This window comes from Aeromonas sp. BIGb0405, from assembly GCF_024807335.1.
Lineage (GTDB): Bacteria > Pseudomonadota > Gammaproteobacteria > Enterobacterales > Aeromonadaceae > Aeromonas > Aeromonas rivuli.
This window is the reverse complement of sequence record NZ_JANUEP010000003.1, coordinates 342,095-358,936: the sequence shown is the minus strand read 5'-3', so window position 1 is coordinate 358,936 and position 16,842 is coordinate 342,095. Positions and strand designations below refer to the sequence as shown.

The 16,842-nt window shown below is 61.6% G+C and carries 15 protein-coding genes; 5 read left to right on the top strand and 10 right to left on the bottom strand.

Translation table 11 applies throughout. The features are described 5' to 3' along the window. Positions 1 to 247 precede the first annotated feature (247 nt). The 4 genes from cra (at position 248) to M2366_RS09935 (ending at position 4,172) form a co-directional block, all read left to right on the top strand. Positions 248 to 1,231: a catabolite repressor/activator gene (gene cra, locus M2366_RS09950; RefSeq protein WP_042043275.1), complete on the top strand. Its 984-nt coding sequence runs from the start codon at positions 248 to 250 to the stop codon at positions 1,229 to 1,231. Between the two features lie 413 nt (positions 1,232 to 1,644). After that, positions 1,645 to 2,838, top strand: coding sequence for an aromatic amino acid transport family protein (locus M2366_RS09945; RefSeq protein ID WP_259269606.1), 1,194 nt, complete (start codon positions 1,645 to 1,647; stop codon positions 2,836 to 2,838). 243 nt (positions 2,839 to 3,081) lie between these two features. Next, positions 3,082 to 3,486, top strand: coding sequence for an MbcA/ParS/Xre antitoxin family protein (locus M2366_RS09940; protein ID WP_259236102.1), 405 nt, complete (start codon positions 3,082 to 3,084; stop codon positions 3,484 to 3,486). Beyond that, on the top strand, positions 3,483 to 4,172 hold the full coding sequence (locus M2366_RS09935; RefSeq protein WP_259269740.1) for an RES family NAD+ phosphorylase: 690 nt from the start codon (positions 3,483 to 3,485) through the stop codon (positions 4,170 to 4,172). The genes M2366_RS09940 and M2366_RS09935 overlap by 4 nt, the downstream gene beginning before the upstream one ends. 96 nt (positions 4,173 to 4,268) lie before the next feature. Here the strand turns inward: M2366_RS09935 and M2366_RS09930 are convergent, their stop codons facing one another. From M2366_RS09930 to prmB, 3 genes are all read right to left on the bottom strand, one after another. Then, entirely contained in the window at positions 4,269 to 5,657 is a 1,389-nt protein-coding gene (locus tag M2366_RS09930) for a DEAD/DEAH box helicase (RefSeq protein WP_042043238.1), read from the bottom strand. Positions 5,658 to 6,028: 371 nt separating this feature from the next. Further along, positions 6,029 to 7,117: a chorismate synthase gene (aroC, locus tag M2366_RS09925; protein ID WP_042043237.1), complete on the bottom strand. Its 1,089-nt coding sequence runs from the start codon at positions 7,115 to 7,117 to the stop codon at positions 6,029 to 6,031. A 9-nt stretch (positions 7,118 to 7,126) separates the two neighbouring features. Further along, positions 7,127 to 8,062 carry a 50S ribosomal protein L3 N(5)-glutamine methyltransferase gene (gene prmB, locus M2366_RS09920; protein ID WP_042043271.1) on the bottom strand — a complete coding sequence of 312 codons (936 nt, stop codon included), beginning with the start codon at positions 8,060 to 8,062 and terminating at the stop codon, positions 7,127 to 7,129. 66 nt (positions 8,063 to 8,128) lie between these two features. Between prmB and smrB the strand changes: the two genes are divergently transcribed. Beyond that, the gene (gene smrB / locus M2366_RS09915; RefSeq protein ID WP_259269605.1) at positions 8,129 to 8,653 is read left to right on the top strand and encodes an endonuclease SmrB; all 525 of its coding nucleotides are present in this window, start codon (positions 8,129 to 8,131) and stop codon (positions 8,651 to 8,653) included. A 237-nt stretch (positions 8,654 to 8,890) separates the two neighbouring features. On the opposite strand, the gene M2366_RS09910 is transcribed toward smrB, so the two are convergent. The 7 genes from M2366_RS09910 to dnaX all read right to left on the bottom strand — a co-directional run bounded on the left by M2366_RS09910 (position 8,891) and on the right by dnaX (position 16,762). Then, positions 8,891 to 9,100: a DUF4287 domain-containing protein gene (locus M2366_RS09910; protein ID WP_310508868.1), complete on the bottom strand. Its 210-nt coding sequence runs from the start codon at positions 9,098 to 9,100 to the stop codon at positions 8,891 to 8,893. A 52-nt stretch (positions 9,101 to 9,152) separates the two neighbouring features. Further along, on the bottom strand, positions 9,153 to 9,551 hold the full coding sequence (locus tag M2366_RS09905) for a GFA family protein (protein WP_259236098.1): 399 nt from the start codon (positions 9,549 to 9,551) through the stop codon (positions 9,153 to 9,155). Between the two features lie 213 nt (positions 9,552 to 9,764). Continuing rightward, on the bottom strand, positions 9,765 to 10,130 hold the full coding sequence (locus tag M2366_RS09900) for a VOC family protein (protein ID WP_224430475.1): 366 nt from the start codon (positions 10,128 to 10,130) through the stop codon (positions 9,765 to 9,767). A 169-nt stretch (positions 10,131 to 10,299) separates the two neighbouring features. Beyond that, positions 10,300 to 11,751: a chitinase gene (locus tag M2366_RS09895; RefSeq protein ID WP_259269603.1), complete on the bottom strand. Its 1,452-nt coding sequence runs from the start codon at positions 11,749 to 11,751 to the stop codon at positions 10,300 to 10,302. 517 nt (positions 11,752 to 12,268) lie between these two features. After that, positions 12,269 to 13,498 (bottom strand): SAM-dependent methyltransferase, encoded by a 1,230-nt coding sequence (locus tag M2366_RS09890; RefSeq protein WP_259269602.1) that lies wholly within the window; start codon positions 13,496 to 13,498, stop codon positions 12,269 to 12,271. Between the two features lie 99 nt (positions 13,499 to 13,597). Then, positions 13,598 to 13,927: a YbaB/EbfC family nucleoid-associated protein gene (locus M2366_RS09885; RefSeq protein ID WP_005898824.1), complete on the bottom strand. Its 330-nt coding sequence runs from the start codon at positions 13,925 to 13,927 to the stop codon at positions 13,598 to 13,600. 114 nt (positions 13,928 to 14,041) lie between these two features. Then, positions 14,042 to 16,762 (bottom strand): DNA polymerase III subunit gamma/tau, encoded by a 2,721-nt coding sequence (gene dnaX, locus M2366_RS09880; RefSeq protein ID WP_259269601.1) that lies wholly within the window; start codon positions 16,760 to 16,762, stop codon positions 14,042 to 14,044. Positions 16,763 to 16,842 lie beyond the last annotated feature (80 nt).

Sequence of the window (16,842 nt, the reverse complement as noted above, 5' to 3'; positions counted from 1 at the left end):
TGCTTGCCCTGCTCACAATAGACCGGATCGCATCCCACTGGTGGATTTGTCCTCTGTTTGCCTTTGCTTACTGACAAGCTGAATCGTTTCACTTACACTCAGACTGAATCGTTTCAGCTATTTGATCAAGTCCCCGCACTTCACCTTGTTCAATGATATGATCCGGCGCACACTTTTCGGGTCGGAACAGGGTAAGGAGGGCGGGATATTGTTGCCAGAGAGAGCCAAACAAGACAGGGCCAACAAGATGAAACTGGATGAAGTGGCCGCCCTCGCCGGTGTCTCGCGCACCACGGCCAGCTATGTGATCAACGGCAAGGCCGATCAACACCGTATCAGTCAGGCGACCCGTGACAAGGTGATGGCCGTGGTCGAGGCCCATAACTATCGACCCGACAGCCGCGCCGCCTCCTTGCGCGGCGGCCAGACCCGCACCCTGGGTTTCATCCTGCCGGATCTGGAGAACGCCAGTTATGCCAAGCTGGCCAAGCGGCTCGAGCAGGGCGCCCGCGCCCGGGGTTACCAATTGCTTATCGTCTGTTCGGAAGATGAGCCCGACACCGAAAAGGCGTTGTGCGACATGCTGATCAGCCGTCATGTGGATGCCTTGCTGGTGGCGAGCTGCCTGTCACCGGACGATCCCTGGTATCAGACCAAGCAGGCGAGCGGCACCCAGATCATCGCCATCGACCGGACCATGGCGCCGGGGCGCTTCATCAGCGTCGCCAGCGAGAACCGCAAGGCATGCGAGGAGCTGACCGCCTCCCTGCTGCACCCGGGGCTCGCCCATATCGCCTTGATCACTGCACTGCCAGGGTTGACGATCAGCCAGGAGCGGCGGCTCGGCTTCTTGCAAGCCCTGGAGGGGTGCAACGCCGAGCGTCATCTGTGCGAGGGGCAGCATTTCTCCCGCGCCGAAGGCTATCGGCTGATCAGCGCCCTGCATCATAAGCTGGGCGCCCTGCCCCCGGCCCTGGTGACCACCTCCTACATCCTGATGGAAGGGGTGCTCGATTACCTGATAGAGCAAGAGGCGGACATGAGCCAACTGGCCATGGCCACTTTCGGCGATGATCGCCTGCTCGATTTTCTCCCCTTCGGCATCAACTCCCTGCCCCAGCGCCATGACGAGCTGGCGGGCCTGGCCCTGGATCTCGCCTTCCAGGCCATCACAGGGGAGTACCGCTGCGGCCTGCACCATATCGCCCGCAGCCTGAAACGGCGGCGCTGATCCCTCCCTCTTGAGCAAACCCCAGCGCCAGCCGGGTTTGCTCTCTGGTGATCAGGACCACGCTCTGTCCCGGGCAGCAGGGCCCCATGGCGGTGCCAACTGATCAGTGCAGCTCATACCCTCCCCGTGCTGACAACGGCCCCATTGCCGCCGACTAATTCACCACCCTACTCATCACTGTCAGCATTTATTGCCAGATCCAGCGCAAGAAAATCACTTATCCAGCTATGGCGGGCTTGTTTCCCCCATTTTGATCCGTTAGCTTGGCAATCTCTTTTTACAAACGACAGGTTTTGAGTACAGATGCGTCTGCTGCGATATTGCTAGCCTTCGGATCGGACCCGAAGGCGCACTGCCCCGTTATGCCCTAGCCGCCCGCGCGGCCTTGTTATCCTCAATATCGGATTGGACTCATGAATACCAAGACTCTCGGATGTACCCTGCTCATCGCCGGTACCACCATAGGCGCCGGCATGCTGGCGCTGCCCCTGGCCTCTTCTTCCCTGGGCGGCCCCGCCACCCTGGCACTGATGCTGGGGCTCTGGGCGCTGATGGCCTTCACCGCCATGCTGCAAGTCGAAGCCAGCCTCAGCACCGGCAAGTGGTACCTTCATCAGCTGGCGGATCAGCTGCTCGGCCCCTGGGGCAAGCGCATCGCCTCCTTCTGCATCCTGATGCTGTTCTACTCCCTGGCCTCCGCCTATATCAGCGGTGGCAGCAGCCTGCTGGTGCAGGCACTGGCCGATGCCGGACTCTCCCTCAGTCAGGGTCAGGCCGCCTGGGCCTTCACCCTGCTGTTTGGCGGCATGGTCTGCGTCGGCACCAAGCAGGTGGATTACCTCAATCGACTGATGTTCACCGTGAAACTGGTGATCATGGTGGCCGTGCTGGCCCTGCTGCTGCCCCGCGCCGAAGGGCAACACCTGCTCTCCATGCCGCTGGGTCAGGGGCTGCTGCTGGCGGGCTTGCCGGTCATCTTCACCTCATTTGGCTTCCACGGCTCCATCCCGAGCGTCATGCTCTACCTGGGGGATTGCCCCAAGCGGCTGCGCCGGGTGTTCGTGTGGGGCTCTGCCTTGCCGCTGATCCTCTATGTCTTGTGGCAAGTTGCCATCCTGGGGCTGCTCGGCCAACAGAGCCTGCTCGACAGTGGCGGCGCCCTGGACAGCCTGCTGGCCAGCGTCGGCAAGCTGGTCAACTGGCCCCTGTTCAACCAGGCCATGCACCTGTTTGCGGACCTGGCCCTGGCCACCTCTTTCCTCGGGGTGACCCTGGGGCTGTTTGACTTCATGGCCAAGGTGAGCAAACGCGACGACAACGCCAGCGGCCGTCTGCAGACCGGGCTCATCACCTTCGTGCCGCCCCTGTTGTTTGCCCTCTACTTCCCGCAAGGCTTCATCATGGCCCTGGGTTACGCCGCCATCGCCCTGGCCATACTGGCGGTACTGCTGCCGGTAGCCCTGGTGTGGCAGAGCCGCAAGCAAGCTGAGCCGCACCACTACCGCGCGCCGGGCGGCGTGCTGGCCCTCGGTGTTGCCGGTGCCATGGGGGTATTGATCGTCGGGGTGCAGTTGAGCGTCAGTTTGGGACTGTTACCCGCCCTCTAAGCCCTCTCCGTGATGAACTGCCGAAAGCCCCGCCAACCCCGTTGGCGGGGCTTTTTCATCAACGGAGATAGCCGACAGACAACCCCTGCTCGCCCCGCGACGGGTCTGCCATCCAACCACGCTGACAACATAAGTGTTTTAATCTGGTATATATGTACATATGTGTACATTACCGCACAACCCTCCTACACTGAGAACAGTGCGCACCAGACCCTTTGAAAGGGGGTGCAGCAAGGAGGAGATATGACCCAAGCCGCCCAACAAACCCTGAACGATAGTGCCATTGACCCTAGCAAGGCGCTGCCCGTGGTCTTTCGCATCCTGGATAAATGGCAGTGCACGACCGATGAGCAGCTGAAACTGCTGGGCATCTCATCCCGTTCAACATTGAACAAATACAAAGAGTCGAGCGGCGGTATCCGCCTGAGTGTGGATATGCAGGAGCGGATGAGCTACATCCTCAACATCCACAAGAGCCTGCGGGTGCTGTTCAGCGTCGATGACAGTATTTACGGCTGGGTGCGCAAGCCCAGCAGCCACCCCTTCTTTGCCGGGCGCAGCGCCATGGACATCATGAAAGGGGGTCGCGTGGCAGACTTGTATGAAGTCGCCACCCGCTTGCACGCCTGGCGTGGGGGCATGGCCTGATGGAAGCGCCATTGATTGCGTTCAAGGGGCAGCAGGCATACCGGATCATTCCGAGTCGCTATCCCACCATCTGCATCTATGAAGATGTGGCCAACGCCGACGAGCTAGAGGCCGTCTGGGCCATTGAGGCGCTCACCAACGATCGCCTGCGGGAAGAGGCGGGCGACCTGGCTCGGGTTGCGAAGGAGGATTGGCTGGTCGGCCTGCATGGGGGCAGCTATGTGATGGCCGCCTTTACCCATCTCAATCCGGAAGGGGCCCGCTTCACCACCGGTGATTTCGGGGGCTATTACTGCGCCCCCCTGCTCGACACCGCCGTCAAGGAGACCGTCTATCACCAGGAGCGGATCTTCGGTTACACCAAGGAGCCCGCCCAGAAGGTGCAGATGCGGGTGCTCCATACCGAATTTTGCGCCAATCTTGCCGACATCAGCGGGGAGGATTTTCTCTCCACCCCCCTCTATCACGCCACCGACTACAGCCACTCCCAGGCCTTTGCCAAGATGCAAAAGGGCAAGGCCATGGACGGCATTCACTATCGCTCGGTGCGTCACAGCGGCCACCACTGCCATGTGCTCTATCGCCCCTGCCTGGTCACCAGGATCCACCAGGCCCAGCATCTGGAGTACCACTGGAACGGCAACGCCATCGCCAACGTGCTGGAGATCAAGCTCTATGGGGAGTGAGTAACCCTGCCCAATGCAAAAAGCCCCGCCAGATTGGCGGGGCTTTTTTATATCACGCGACAGCGCAGTGAGCGGTGAGGGAGTCCCCTCGCCTGCTTACTGGTTGTGGCTGGAGCGACGGGGGCGACGAGCCTGGGCTGGCTTGCCAGCACCCGCGCCTTCGGGGCGAGGACCGTTACCGGAACGCTGACCACCATTGCTGGCACCGCCGGAGCGACCACCGCCATTGCCGGAACGGCCAGCGCCTTGGCGCTGCTGCGGGCGCGGCGCACGGCGCTCTTCGCTCGGATCCCGCGGCTCTTTGCGCAGGGGCGCACCGATACCACGGGCGATGTTGTCGAGGGTCTCGCGGGACGCTTCGAAACCGGCAACCTGCTCGCAGGGAATGTTCTGCTTGGTCAGGCGCTCGATGGCCTTGATCAGCTTGCCTTCATCGGCGGCAACCAGGGAGATGGCATGACCGGTGGCGCCGGCACGGCCAGTACGGCCGATACGGTGCACATAGTCTTCCGCAACGTTGGGCAGCTCGAAGTTGACCACTTGCGGCAACTTGTCGATGTCCAGACCACGGGCGGCGATGTCGGTGGCGACCAGCACCTTGACGTTGCCATCCTTGAAACCGGCCAGGGCACGGGTACGGGCGCCCTGGCTCTTGTTACCGTGGATGGCGGCGGCGCTGACGCCGTTCTTGTCCAGGGTCTCGGCGACACGGTTGGCCATGTGCTTGGTACGGGTGAACACCAGTACCTGCTGCCAATCGTTGCTGGTCACCAGGTGGCTCAGCAGACCAATCTTGTTGGCCTTGTCGCAGGGGTGAACCAGCTGCTCGATGCGCTCGGCGGTGCTGTTGCGCGGGGCCACTTCGATCACGGCCGGGTTGTTGAGCAGGCCGGTGGCCAGCTCGCGGATCTCTTCGGCGAAGGTCGCGGAGAACAGCAGGTTCTGACGCTGCTTGGGCATCAGGGCCAGGATCTTGCGGATGTCGCGGATGAAGCCCATGTCGAGCATGCGATCCGCTTCGTCCAGCACCAGGATCTCGACTTCGTCGAACTTCACGGCGCCCTGGTTGTAGAGATCCATCAGGCGACCCGGGCAGGCCACCAGCACGTCCAGACCACGGCGAGTCGCCATCATCTGCGGGTTGATGCTGACGCCACCGAATACCACGTGACTGCGGATCGGCAGGTGTTTGCCGTAGTTGCGCACGCTCTCGCCCACCTGGGCGGCCAGCTCGCGAGTCGGGGTCAGCACCAGGGCGCGGATCCGGTTCGGCGACACTTTGCGCTTGCTCTCGGTCAGACGTTGCAGCATCGGCAGGGTAAAGCCTGCGGTCTTGCCGGTCCCGGTTTGGGCCGCCGCCATCAGGTCACGGCCAGCCAGTACGGCCGGGATCGCTTGCAGCTGAATGGGGGACGGAGTGTCGTAGCCTTGTTCGGCGACGGCACGGAGCAAAGGCTCGGCCAGACCGAGGGAAGTAAAACTCATAGTTACCTGCTAGGGATTTGGGGCGCCGGGGATTTGTGGTGGGGCTCCTCTGCCGAGCCGATGCCATCTCACAAGAACTGGGCCTATTGAGAAAACAACGATTTTCCCCGGGGAGCAGAGCAAAGGGGAAAGAATAGAGGCCGCAGTCTAGCGGAGTTGGCGTCCCGAGACGAGAGAAATGTGACAACTATCGCAACATGATTAAAAAACGAGGCAAATAGAATCGACTGCCCTGCCCTTCTGATCTCTGCCCAGCAGCCCGTGGCACGCGCCTGGGGGATGCACATCAGCGGCATCCCGGCCAACCTGAGTCAACCCCCAACAAAACAGGCAGCCAAGGCTGCCTGTTTCAGATCATGGGGCAACCACCGTCAGCGCAGTTGCGGGGTCGCGGTATGGACACCGGCATTCTGGGCACGGTGGCGCAGCAGGTGATCCATCAACACCAGGGCCAGCATGGCCTCAGCGATGGGCACGGCGCGGATGCCGACACAGGGATCGTGGCGACCCTTGGTGATCATCTCGGTCGCTTCACCCCGGGTATTGATGGTCTTGCCCGGCACAGTGATGCTGGAGGTGGGTTTGAGCGCCATGCTCACCACAATATCCTGACCGGACGAGATACCGCCGAGGATGCCACCGGCATGGTTGCTGGCAAAGCCGGCCGGGGTCATCTCGTCACGATGCTCGGAGCCTTTTTGCTCCACCACCGCGAAACCGTCACCGATCTCCACACCTTTCACCGCATTGATGCCCATCATGGCATGGGCGATGTCGGCGTCGAGCCGGTCGAACACCGGCTCGCCGAGGCCCACCGGCACATTGATCGCCATCACCTGTACCTTGGCGCCTATGCTGTTGCCCTCTTTTTTCAGGGCTCGCATGTACTCATCGAGGGCCTCAAGCTTGCCCGCATCGGGGAAGAAGAAGGGGTTCTGCTCTATCTGTTCCCGATCGAAGGCCTCGGCCTTGATGGGGCCAAGCTGGGAGAGAAAGCCGACGATCTCGATACCATGGATCTGCTTGAGGTACTTCTTGGCAATGGCCCCCGCCGCGACCCGCATCGCGGTCTCCCGGGCCGAGGAGCGGCCGCCGCCACGATAGTCGCGCTGGCCGAACTTCTGGTGATAGGTGTAATCGGCATGACCCGGGCGGAACAGGTCCTGGATATCCGAGTAATCCTTGGAGCGCTGATCGGTGTTCTCGATCAGCAGTCCAATGGAGGTCCCCGTGGTCTTGCCCTCGAACACCCCGGCGAGGATCTTCACCTCGTCCGCTTCGCGGCGCTGAGTGGTGTAGCGGGAGGTGCCAGGCTTGCGCCTGTCCAGATCGACTTGCAGATCCGCTTCGCTTATCTCAAGCCCGGGCGGACAGCCATCAACCACGGCGCCCAGCGCCGGGCCATGGCTCTCACCGAAGGTGGAGACCCGAAAGAGTTGGCCAAAACTGTTCCCTGCCATCTGTGCTCCTTAGTTCTTGTAAATCGCGAAATGAGGCTGATATTGCTCAAGTTCAGCCTTGGTCATCACGAAGACGCCATGGCCGCCATTCTCGAACTCGACCCAGGTAAAGGGCACCTCGGGGAACTGGGTCTCCAGGTGGATCATGCTGTTGCCCACCTCGACCACCAGCACGCCATTGTCTTTGAGGAAATCGGCGGCATGGGCCAGCAGACGCTTGGTCAGCTTGAGGCCATCGGAGCCGGAGGCCAGCGCCAACTCGGGCTCATGACGGAACTCGTCAGGCAAGTCCGACATGTCTTCGGAGTCCACATAAGGCGGGTTGGAGACGATGAGATCGTACTTGTCACCGGCCGGCAAGTCCCGGAACAGGTCGGAGCGGATCGGGATGACCTGCTGCTCGAGGCCATGATCGGCGATATTGCGCTCGGCCACGTTGAGGGCGTCGACGCTGATGTCGATGGCGTCCACTTCCGCATGGGGGAACTCGTGGGCCATGATGATGGCGATGCAACCCGAGCCGGTGCACAAGTCCATGATCCGGGTCGGCTCTTCTTTCAAGAAGGGCTCGAAGCGATTGGCCACCAGCTCGGAGATGGGGGAGCGCGGGATCAGCACCCGCTCGTCCACGTAGAACTCCCAACCCGCATACCAGGCCTTGTTGGTCAGGTAGGCCGCAGGGACCCGCTCCTGCACCCGGCGGATGATGAGCTCGGCAATACGATGGCGCTCGGTCGGGGTCAGACGGGAGTGGCGCATGCCCGAGTCCACATCCGGCGGCAGATGCAACGCAGGCAGTACCAGCTGCACGGCCTCATCCCAGGCGTTGTCCGTGCCGTGGCCGTAAAAGATACCGGCGTCGTTGAAACGACTCATGGCCCAGCGCAACATGTCCTGGATGGTGTGCATTTCGGCAACCACCTCGTCGATAAATATCTTGTCCAAATCCACCTCCAAGTCGAGTAATATCCGGCCCGAGCATTCTTATATAGCGAGCAAGACGAGTACCTGATGAAAAAAACGCCTTCACTGACAAGCGATGAAAGCCAGCTGTTCCGCGATGCGATAAAAGGTACCCGGAAAATCAAGCAAGATACCTTAAGGGCCGAGTTGCGCCCGGTCAAGCAGAAACGCGAAATGCGTGAGAGCCGCGAAATGCTTGGGGTTGGCCACTTTTTCAGCGATGAATATCAGCCCCATCTGGACGAAGAGGGGCCGACCCGATATGTGCGTGAAGATGTGTCAAAATTTGAGCTGAAAAAGCTCAAGCGCGGCCTCTATCCGCCGGAGATCTACCTGGATCTGCATGGCATGAATCAGAATCAGGCCAAGCAGGAGCTCGCCGCCCTGCTCAGCCTCTGCCAAAAAGAGAATATTCATGTCGCCTCCGTCATGCACGGCATCGGCAAACACATTCTCAAACAGCGGATCCCGAACTGGCTGGCCCAGCATCCCCATGTGCAGGCCTTCCATCAGGCTCCCCGCGAATGGGGCGGCGACAGCGCCATCCTGGTGCTGCTGGACATCGAAGAGTAACCCAAAAGCCCGCCGTCCTTTGCAAGCCACTCGACGGCTCGGGGCGCTTGCCCCATCCCAAACCCGGCCTGTTTCCCCTGCTCTGCCCTCGTTGAACAACAGACGTCCAGCTGCGACCTGCGGCTTTGGATAAAAAACGCCCCCGATGCCTGATGACGTCGGGGGGCGCAGGAGAGTGATGAGACGGGGACCCCCGCCCAACCCTGAGTGACGGCCCCTAACAGAGACAGGGGCGCTCTACCCCTGTGCCAGATAGTGGGCCACCAGGGCGTTGGCATGGCCATGGCCCATGCCGTGCTCTGTCTTGAGCCAGGTCACCAGCGCCATGTGTTTCTTGTGCTCCTGACCTGCCAACAGGGCCAACCAGTGCGCGACCGGTTGGCCATATTTCTGCTCGATGGCCGGGAAATAGGAGGCAGGCCCCTTTACCTTCTGCTGTTCATCCATGTCATGCTCCTTGATGGCCTGCCAGTCCGGGCAGGCACGGCCGATGGTGGACTCAGGGTTTCGGGGCAAACTGCTCGAACACCTCTTGCCCGGTCAGGGTTGGCGTCTCGTTCTTCAGTGTGTAGAAGTCCGGCTTCTCGTCGATGAAGATCTGGCTGGCAAGCTCGAACCTTTCCTCCTGGAACAGGCCAGCGGGGAGAATGTACTCATCCGTTGGCAACAGGTGATAGAAAAGATGGGTGCCACAGGTCGGGCAGAAGCCGCGCTCCGCCCACTCGGAGGAGCGGTAAGCGACGGGAGTCAACCCCTTGAATATGACGCCAGTGCCGCCATGTACCGCGAACATGGGCCCCCCTGACCAGCGCCGACACATGGCGCAGTGGCACAGGCTGACCTCTTTATGCTGCTCGCTTGACACGACGATCCCGCCACACAGACAGCTGCCTTGCATATCATCCTCCTCATATTCAGCGTGGGCGCCGACAGGGTGCCGCCGCCATTTACGGTCAGATGAGTATCATGCAAATCCCGAACTCGGCAACTGACCATGTTGCGCATCGCCATCCTCGGCACGCCACTCTTTTCCGGCAAAGAGCCCACCCACCCCGGTGACTATAAACACGGTGAATGAATTCCATCCATACATGCACCCGGTGAATAAAGGTTATCGCGACTGTTGCAAGGCGATGCGATTTCCTTCGCAATCCTGGCATTCGGCCACCCTGATGCCATCACTCACCTGGGTGATGGGATAGAGTATCTTCCCCTCGCACTGCAGCACCCTGGTCATGGTCTGTTCGATATCAGCCACGCTCAGATAAATGCGGGTGCCGTCGAGACTGGGCACATAGCTCTCCCCCTTGGCCAGGGCGCCGGAGCAACCCGCCATGCCCTCACACAGCGGAAATAGCGCCATCTCGTTGCCATCTATATCTGCTCGCTCGAATGCGATGCCAAATACCCGGGAGTAGAAGCCGATGGCTCGTGCCATATCCGTCACCGGTATTTCAAAATGCATGGCGATATTCATGTTTGGCTCCCTCCTTGATATATCCCGCGCCGTCATCACTATTTGTCTTATTTATCAACATAACGCCTCTGCACCAGAGTCAGTACCCTTGCGACAACCTCGCCAACAATCAATCGAGGGAGGCTAATGCCTCCCTCTTAGGACTCAGTCTGTGAAGCTAACGCTGCCCTTAACTGGTGGGAAGCAGCGCCCAGGGCCCGCCTTTGTTTGGCTCATCACCCTGGGTCCACCACTTCGCCTGATAGGTGGCGCCCTGATAGCTCACCTTGTCTCCGGCAACATAGACCTTGCTTGCCCCCCAGACGGGCACACCGCCAACCGGTGGCGTGCTGGGGTCTGTCGGCGCGGGGGCCAGCTCACTCACGATGCGCACCTTGGGCCAACCGGCATGGGATCCATAGAAGTTGGTCACGCATTTTTGGTAATCCCCCGGCACCAGTGCCGAATAAGCGGTCTGGAAACCGACCAGCTCGCACTCGAAGGAATAACCACCGGGTCGGTCGGCGTAATATTTCCAGTTGCCGTCCCAGTTGGTATAGAGCACATCGGTGGCGCCATTGAGGTTCAGGCTGCCGTAGGGGGTCTGCTGCCAGCAGGTATTCTTCTCATCGCTCGCGACCGGGATCTGGTAATGGGCCGCCAGCCCTTCCCAGTAACGGATGCGGTTGACTGGCTGACCTTTCGTCTTGTTCTGCTCGCCGCACTCTATACCGCCATTGATGACGTTGATGGTGGTGCCAAAGCCATAGCCGATGCCGGCGGCAACCTCGCGCTGGGAGGGTACCCAGGTTCTGTCGATCACGTGCAGCATGGCCGGTTTGGGGGCTTGCGGAGTCAGGAAGAACCAGATGGCGGACGCCAGGTTCAACCAGGAGTCGGCCACCAGGCCGGGGTTGTTGAGCAACACCGAGGCATCGCCATCAAACATCACCTCGGAGAAGGCGCCGTAGTTGAAGTGATAGGAGAGTTGTTTTGCGCCGCGGCCGAAATAGCCCTGGCCGGTGGCGCAGGGCCACTTCTTGTTCTGCCAGTCATTCTGGCCACAACCCGTGGTGTAGCCGAGTTGTCCCTCGGACCAACCCATTTCACGGACATGGACCAGGGCCTGTTGCCACTCCTCCAGCGCCTGCGGGTTGTCGGAGATGTTCTCCTTGGCGATATGGCCCCCCGTCTCCTGGGAGAAGTGGGCGAAGGCGGTGACGATGGATTTCTTGCAGATGGCATCAGCGTTGCGACCATCCGTGTATTCACCGCAAAAAGCCGGGAACTTGCCAACCGCCCGCAGGAAGCGCAGATAGGTATATTCCGGTGCCGCCATCTGGGTCAGAAAGTCCCATTCGGACTCGGGGAAGACACGTTCAACCCGTTTGACGTTATCGGGGTTGCTCGCATCTCGTGGGAAGATCGCATCCACCACAGTGTTGGAGCGGGTGGCCAACGCCTTGGACCAGAGCGCATACATGGGATTGGCCGTCTTGGCCTGCGCCACCGCCGCCACGTCGGCGGCAGCGATCACATAACCCCCCGCGTTGTCAGGATCCGGCTGGATATTCATGGCGGCATGGCCTGGCAAGGCACAGGCCGCGGCGACGAGCCCCGCGCAATATGTGAGCTTCAACATGGGCAACAATCCTTGTCTCTGGGTGAAATTTCATCCCGAGCATAGGCTGCCTGATAACTAAATTTACAGAGAAAATTAAGAAATGTTACCAATATGTGAGCCATTTCACTCTGTGCTATGCCCCATGGGATCGGCCACTCCCACCGTGCGAGCGCCCTTGTGTCCCCTCCCTCATCCCTTCTGACAGCAGACCATTGTTTTGATCACCAGAGCGTTGCAGCTGCGGATCACTGTGATGGGGGCGATCAAAAAATTGCCCCTGTTTCAGGATGAAATACCAGGAGAGTTGGGGGTTGGCAGTCAGCTCAGGCACCGCCCGCTACGAGCAAGCACCTACCGCGCGGATCAGGACGTTGGGGGTGGCAGTCTGCTCAGGCACCGCCCTCTACGATCAAGCACCTACCGCGCGGATCAGGATGTTGGGGGTGGCAGTCAGCTCAGGCACCACCCACTACGAACAAGCACCTACCGCGCAGATCAAGAGGTTAGGGGTGGCAGTCAGCTCAGAAACCACCCGCTACGAGCAAGCACGTACCGCGCGGATCAAGATGTTGCGCGGCGTCATGGGTTTGGCGCAGAACTCCCCCACTTCCACCCTGTAGCCCTGCTCTTGCAGGAAGAGGGCGCGATCCAGGGCAAGCCAGATCTCGAGCGGGCGGCGGAACAGGTGGCGAACCAGCTCCATGCGGGCAACATCCCCATAGCGTGCCTCCCCCTGACCGAGGAGATCATCGTAATGGATGGCCTCGGGCAGCACTATGCCCTTGCGCTCGGCGGCCCAGCGGCAGAAGGCCTCGAAGCTGTCGCTCAGCAGGCTCTTTTGGATATTGGGCACCGGCAGATACTCATCCACCCCCCGCACCTGGCGTTGCAGGCAGTCAAAACCCAGCCGCCACACCACTTCCAGCTCGCGCAGTCGGGCGATGCGGGCGCCACTGGTGACCGTCTCTTGCAGGGGCAGGCGCAGGTCGGCCTTGGTCAGTTGGAGGGCACTCTGTTTGGCGGCCCGGGAGAGGGGACGATAATCGTTGCCCCGGATCAGGTGATAACAGCAAGGGGAGAGGGAGACGCCGCTGGCACCGCGCTCAACCACCCCTTCGAGCAGATGAGTGTGCAGCTCGCCACAGGCGTGCAGCGCCATGGCATGGTGTTCGGGGGCGATCAGCGCGGCCGACTCGGCGGCGAAGGCATCGGCCTCGATGAAGTGCATCCGGGCCCCATCGCGCAGCGCCAGGATGCGTCCCGCCTCACACAGCGGCCCCTGCAGCTCCAGGCTGGTTATCTCGGCACTGCGATGGACAGAAACCAGCCGCCCAAGGTGTCCCTTGCCGGCGCACCACTCCAGATAGGGCCCCTGATGGGGTGGCAGACAACCGGTAAAGGCCTCTATCTGGGCCTGTTTTCGCCCCGGCATGTGCAGCGCCATCCCTTTGCCGCAATCGATGGGCTCGGGTTCGAATCTCACCAGCTCGCTCAAGCGGTGCAACTCGGCCCCCCCCGGGATCCAGGGTGCCAGCAGCGTGGCCAGTGCCCCCATGTCACCATCGAGCCCATTGATCTCCTCGAGACTCAAACCATTGAGCAAGGCGGCCAGATCGGGTGCCTGCCCGGCAAACGCCAGGGTCAGGTGATGATAGGGCTGATATTGCCACCAGGCACGGGAAGCGGTCAGCAGGTGATCGAGGCGTTCGAAGCGTTGGGCCAGCACAGGAGTCTCGGGAGTCGGGAGGCGAAAAGAGGGCGCCATTGTAACGGCCTTGCCAGAAATTGCACCCGCCATCATAGGGGCGCGTTCACAACGAAAGAGGGGCCCAGGGCCCCTCTTCTTGCTTGCTTAGTGGTTCGCTTAGAACGGCAACTTCATACCTGGGGGCAACTGCATGCCACCGGTGATCTCGCCCATCTTGCTCTTGTTCTGCTCTTCGACCCGGCGCACGGCGTCGTTGCAGGCGGCCGCGACCAGATCTTCGAGCAGCTCCTTGTCATCTTCCATCAAGGAAGGGTCGATCTCGATGCGACGCACGCTGTGGCTGCCGGTCATGGTGACCTTGACCATGCCAGCGCCCGCTTCCCCTGTCACTTCCAGCAGGGCCAGCTGCTCTTGCATCTTCTGCATGCGCTCTTGCATCTGTTGGGCCTGTTTCATCAGGTTACCCATTCCACCTTTACCAAACATATGTCGTCTCTCGCGTTGAAATCCGGCGACCTGGCCGGGCGTTAGGCTCGTCTGTCCTAGATGGGGACGGCCGAGCGGCATTTCAAGCGGGGAGCCGGGCTCCCCGCACCAGATTCAGCGATTGAGGGGCTCAATACTGTCCATATGGAGCTCCGCACCAAACCGCTGACGTAAAAACTGTATGTTGGGATCCTGCTCAAGATCCCGTTTCACCTGCTCGCGCACCCCAAGATAGAGGCGCTGCTCTATCTCAAGGGGCGTCTCACGATCGGGCACTGTCCCAAGCGTCACCTCGACCAGCACCTCGCCACCGAGTGCTGGCCCTATGATGGCGGCAAGCTCCATCAGGGCACGATCGCTGACCAGGTGGCGCTGCTCGGGCTTGAGGGTCAGCAGCACCCGGGATCCCTCTTGCACCATCACCCCATTGATGGCGAGCTGCCGCAGACGGCCCCCCATCCGAGTGCGCGCAATCAGCTCGCCCCAGGGATCGCCACAATTATCGAGCAGGCTGGCAGGGAGCAGCTTACTGGGTTCGTCCCCCGGCTCCTCTTGCGCTTGATCGCTATCAATAGAGTCCCAGTCGATGGTCTCCAGCACCGGGGCCGTAGCCTCCATCTGTGCCGGTACCGCCCGGCTTGGCTCAAGCGCGGTGTGCGCTGCGGCGGGGTGAGCGGGCTGCCCTGCGGCGGCGGGGGAAGCCGCCGCCGCGTCACGGACAATGGGCTGCTGGATACCGGTCGAGGGTCCTTGGGGATCCCAGGGGGGCGCTGCCTCCTCAGGAGTCCGTTGGCTCAGCGCCGGGGCTGGTGCCCTGCCGCGCTCGGCCTGGCTCGGAGGTGTAACAACCCCCTGTTCCCCCTGGGCCAGGTACTCCTGATAATCCTGCTGATTGTCCTCTTCGTCATCATGGCTCGGCAACTCGTCGTAGGACCAATCGTCCGGAACAGAAGAGGCAGGCGCCACCATGGCCGTCTGGGCGGAGCCAGGCCCGGCCTGCTGCGCCGCAGGTGGGCTGACGGGGGATGGGGCGACAGCCGTCTGCCCCGCCCCGGCCTTGGGAGCACTCGGTGTTCTAGCGGTGCGCGGCGCAGCATCGGTATCAGAGGCGCGCAAGCGGCTGCGCAGCATGTTGCGCGTACCGAGCAGGCTCAGGATGCCACCACTGCCATCACTGCCCGTCGCTGCCTCCGGGGGCTGTGCCATGGGTTGCGGCACCGGTTGCGCCATGGACACAGGCTCCGCGTCCTGATTGGCCGCGGGATGAAGCATCGCAGGCTCCCCATGGGCCGGAACAGGGATGTCCGGGCTGGCCATCGCCCCCGAGGCGCTGATCTCATCCAAGCCGGGATCCGGGGCCGGATCCTCTGCCACAGGGGCAGGAGATGGCTGATAGCCCATCTGATCCGCCGCCTGCAGCAACGCCTCCTGCTCGGCAAAGAGCGGAGAGAGGGCGGGCTCAAACGATTCATCATCGCCATCCTGCTTGACCAGTGCCGCCGAAGAGGGGCTCAGGTCAGCCTGATGTTCAGTATCGTTCTCGGCGGTGATGCCAGCCTGGCGGAGATCCGCCACAGACTCGGTGGCAGCCTCTGCCTGGTCACCCAGGGGGGTCGATGTTGATTCAGTGCCCTGGGGGGCTAGCGTCGGCGAAGCGGTCACCCCCTGGGACTTTCCCAACCCCAGAGGAGCGGCCCCCTGCCCCGCCTGGCTTGGCAAGGGGGCCAGGCTCGCCGGGTGGAGCTGGGCTCTGCGCGGCGAGAAGGCGAGCATCCGCAGGCAGGTCATCTCGAGGGCGGTGCGACCATCCGGGGCCCATGGCAAGTCCTTGCGCCCCCCCAGCACGATCTGGTAGCAGAGCTGTACCTCTTCCGGGCTCATGGCCCCGGCCAGTTGCAGCAAGGCATCGGCATCCGCCCCCTGCTCCTGCACGCTGGCTGGCAGCAGCTGGGCCATGGCAACGCGATGAAGCAGGGCTTCCAGCTCGGCGTGGAGCTGGTCGAAATCGGGCCCCAGGGTGGCGATCTCGGTGATCTTGGCCATGGTGGCCGGGGCATCCTGGCGCAGGATGGCCTCCAGCAGCTGGTGCAGATGATGATGGTCGAGGGTACCCAGCATGGTCAGCACGCTCGCGAGCCCCACGCTGCCGTTGCCATGGGCCAGCGCCTGATCGGTCAGGCTCAGGGCATCGCGCATGCTGCCATCGGCCGCCTTGGCCAATGCCAGCAAGGCGCGGGGTTCGAACGGCTGCCCCTCCTCCCCCAATACCCACTCCAGCTGCTTGGCGATCTGGCTCTGATCCAGACTCTTCAAGTGGAACTGCAAGCAGCGGGAGAGGATGGTGATCGGCAGCTTCTGCGGATCCGTGGTGGCCAGCAGGAACTTCACATAGGGGGGCGGCTCTTCCAGGGTTTTGAGCAGGGCGTTGAAACTGTGACGCGACAACATGTGTACCTCATCGATGAGGTAGACCTTGAAGCGGCCGCGGGCCGGACGATATTGCACGTTGTCGAGCAGCTCGCGGGTGTCTTCCACCTTGGTGCGCGACGCCGCATCTATCTCCAGCAGATCGACGAAGTTGCCCTGATCGATCTCTTTGCAGGTGCCGCAGACCCCGCAAGGGGTGCTGCTGATCCCTTGTTCGCAGTTGAGACTCTTGGCCAGGATGCGGGCGATGGTGGTCTTGCCGACGCCACGGGTACCGCTGAGCAGATAGGCATGGTGCAGGCGGCCCTGATCCAGGGCATTGGTCAGGGCGGTCAGCACATGTTGCTGGCCCACCACTTGCTCGAATGTATGGGGGCGCCATTTACGCGCCAGAACCTGATAGCTCATAGAACCTTTGGATGCGGGGAAGACAAGGCATTGAGGCAGAATGCTAACACAAATGGCGGGGGTGCTGTCACGGCGATGGC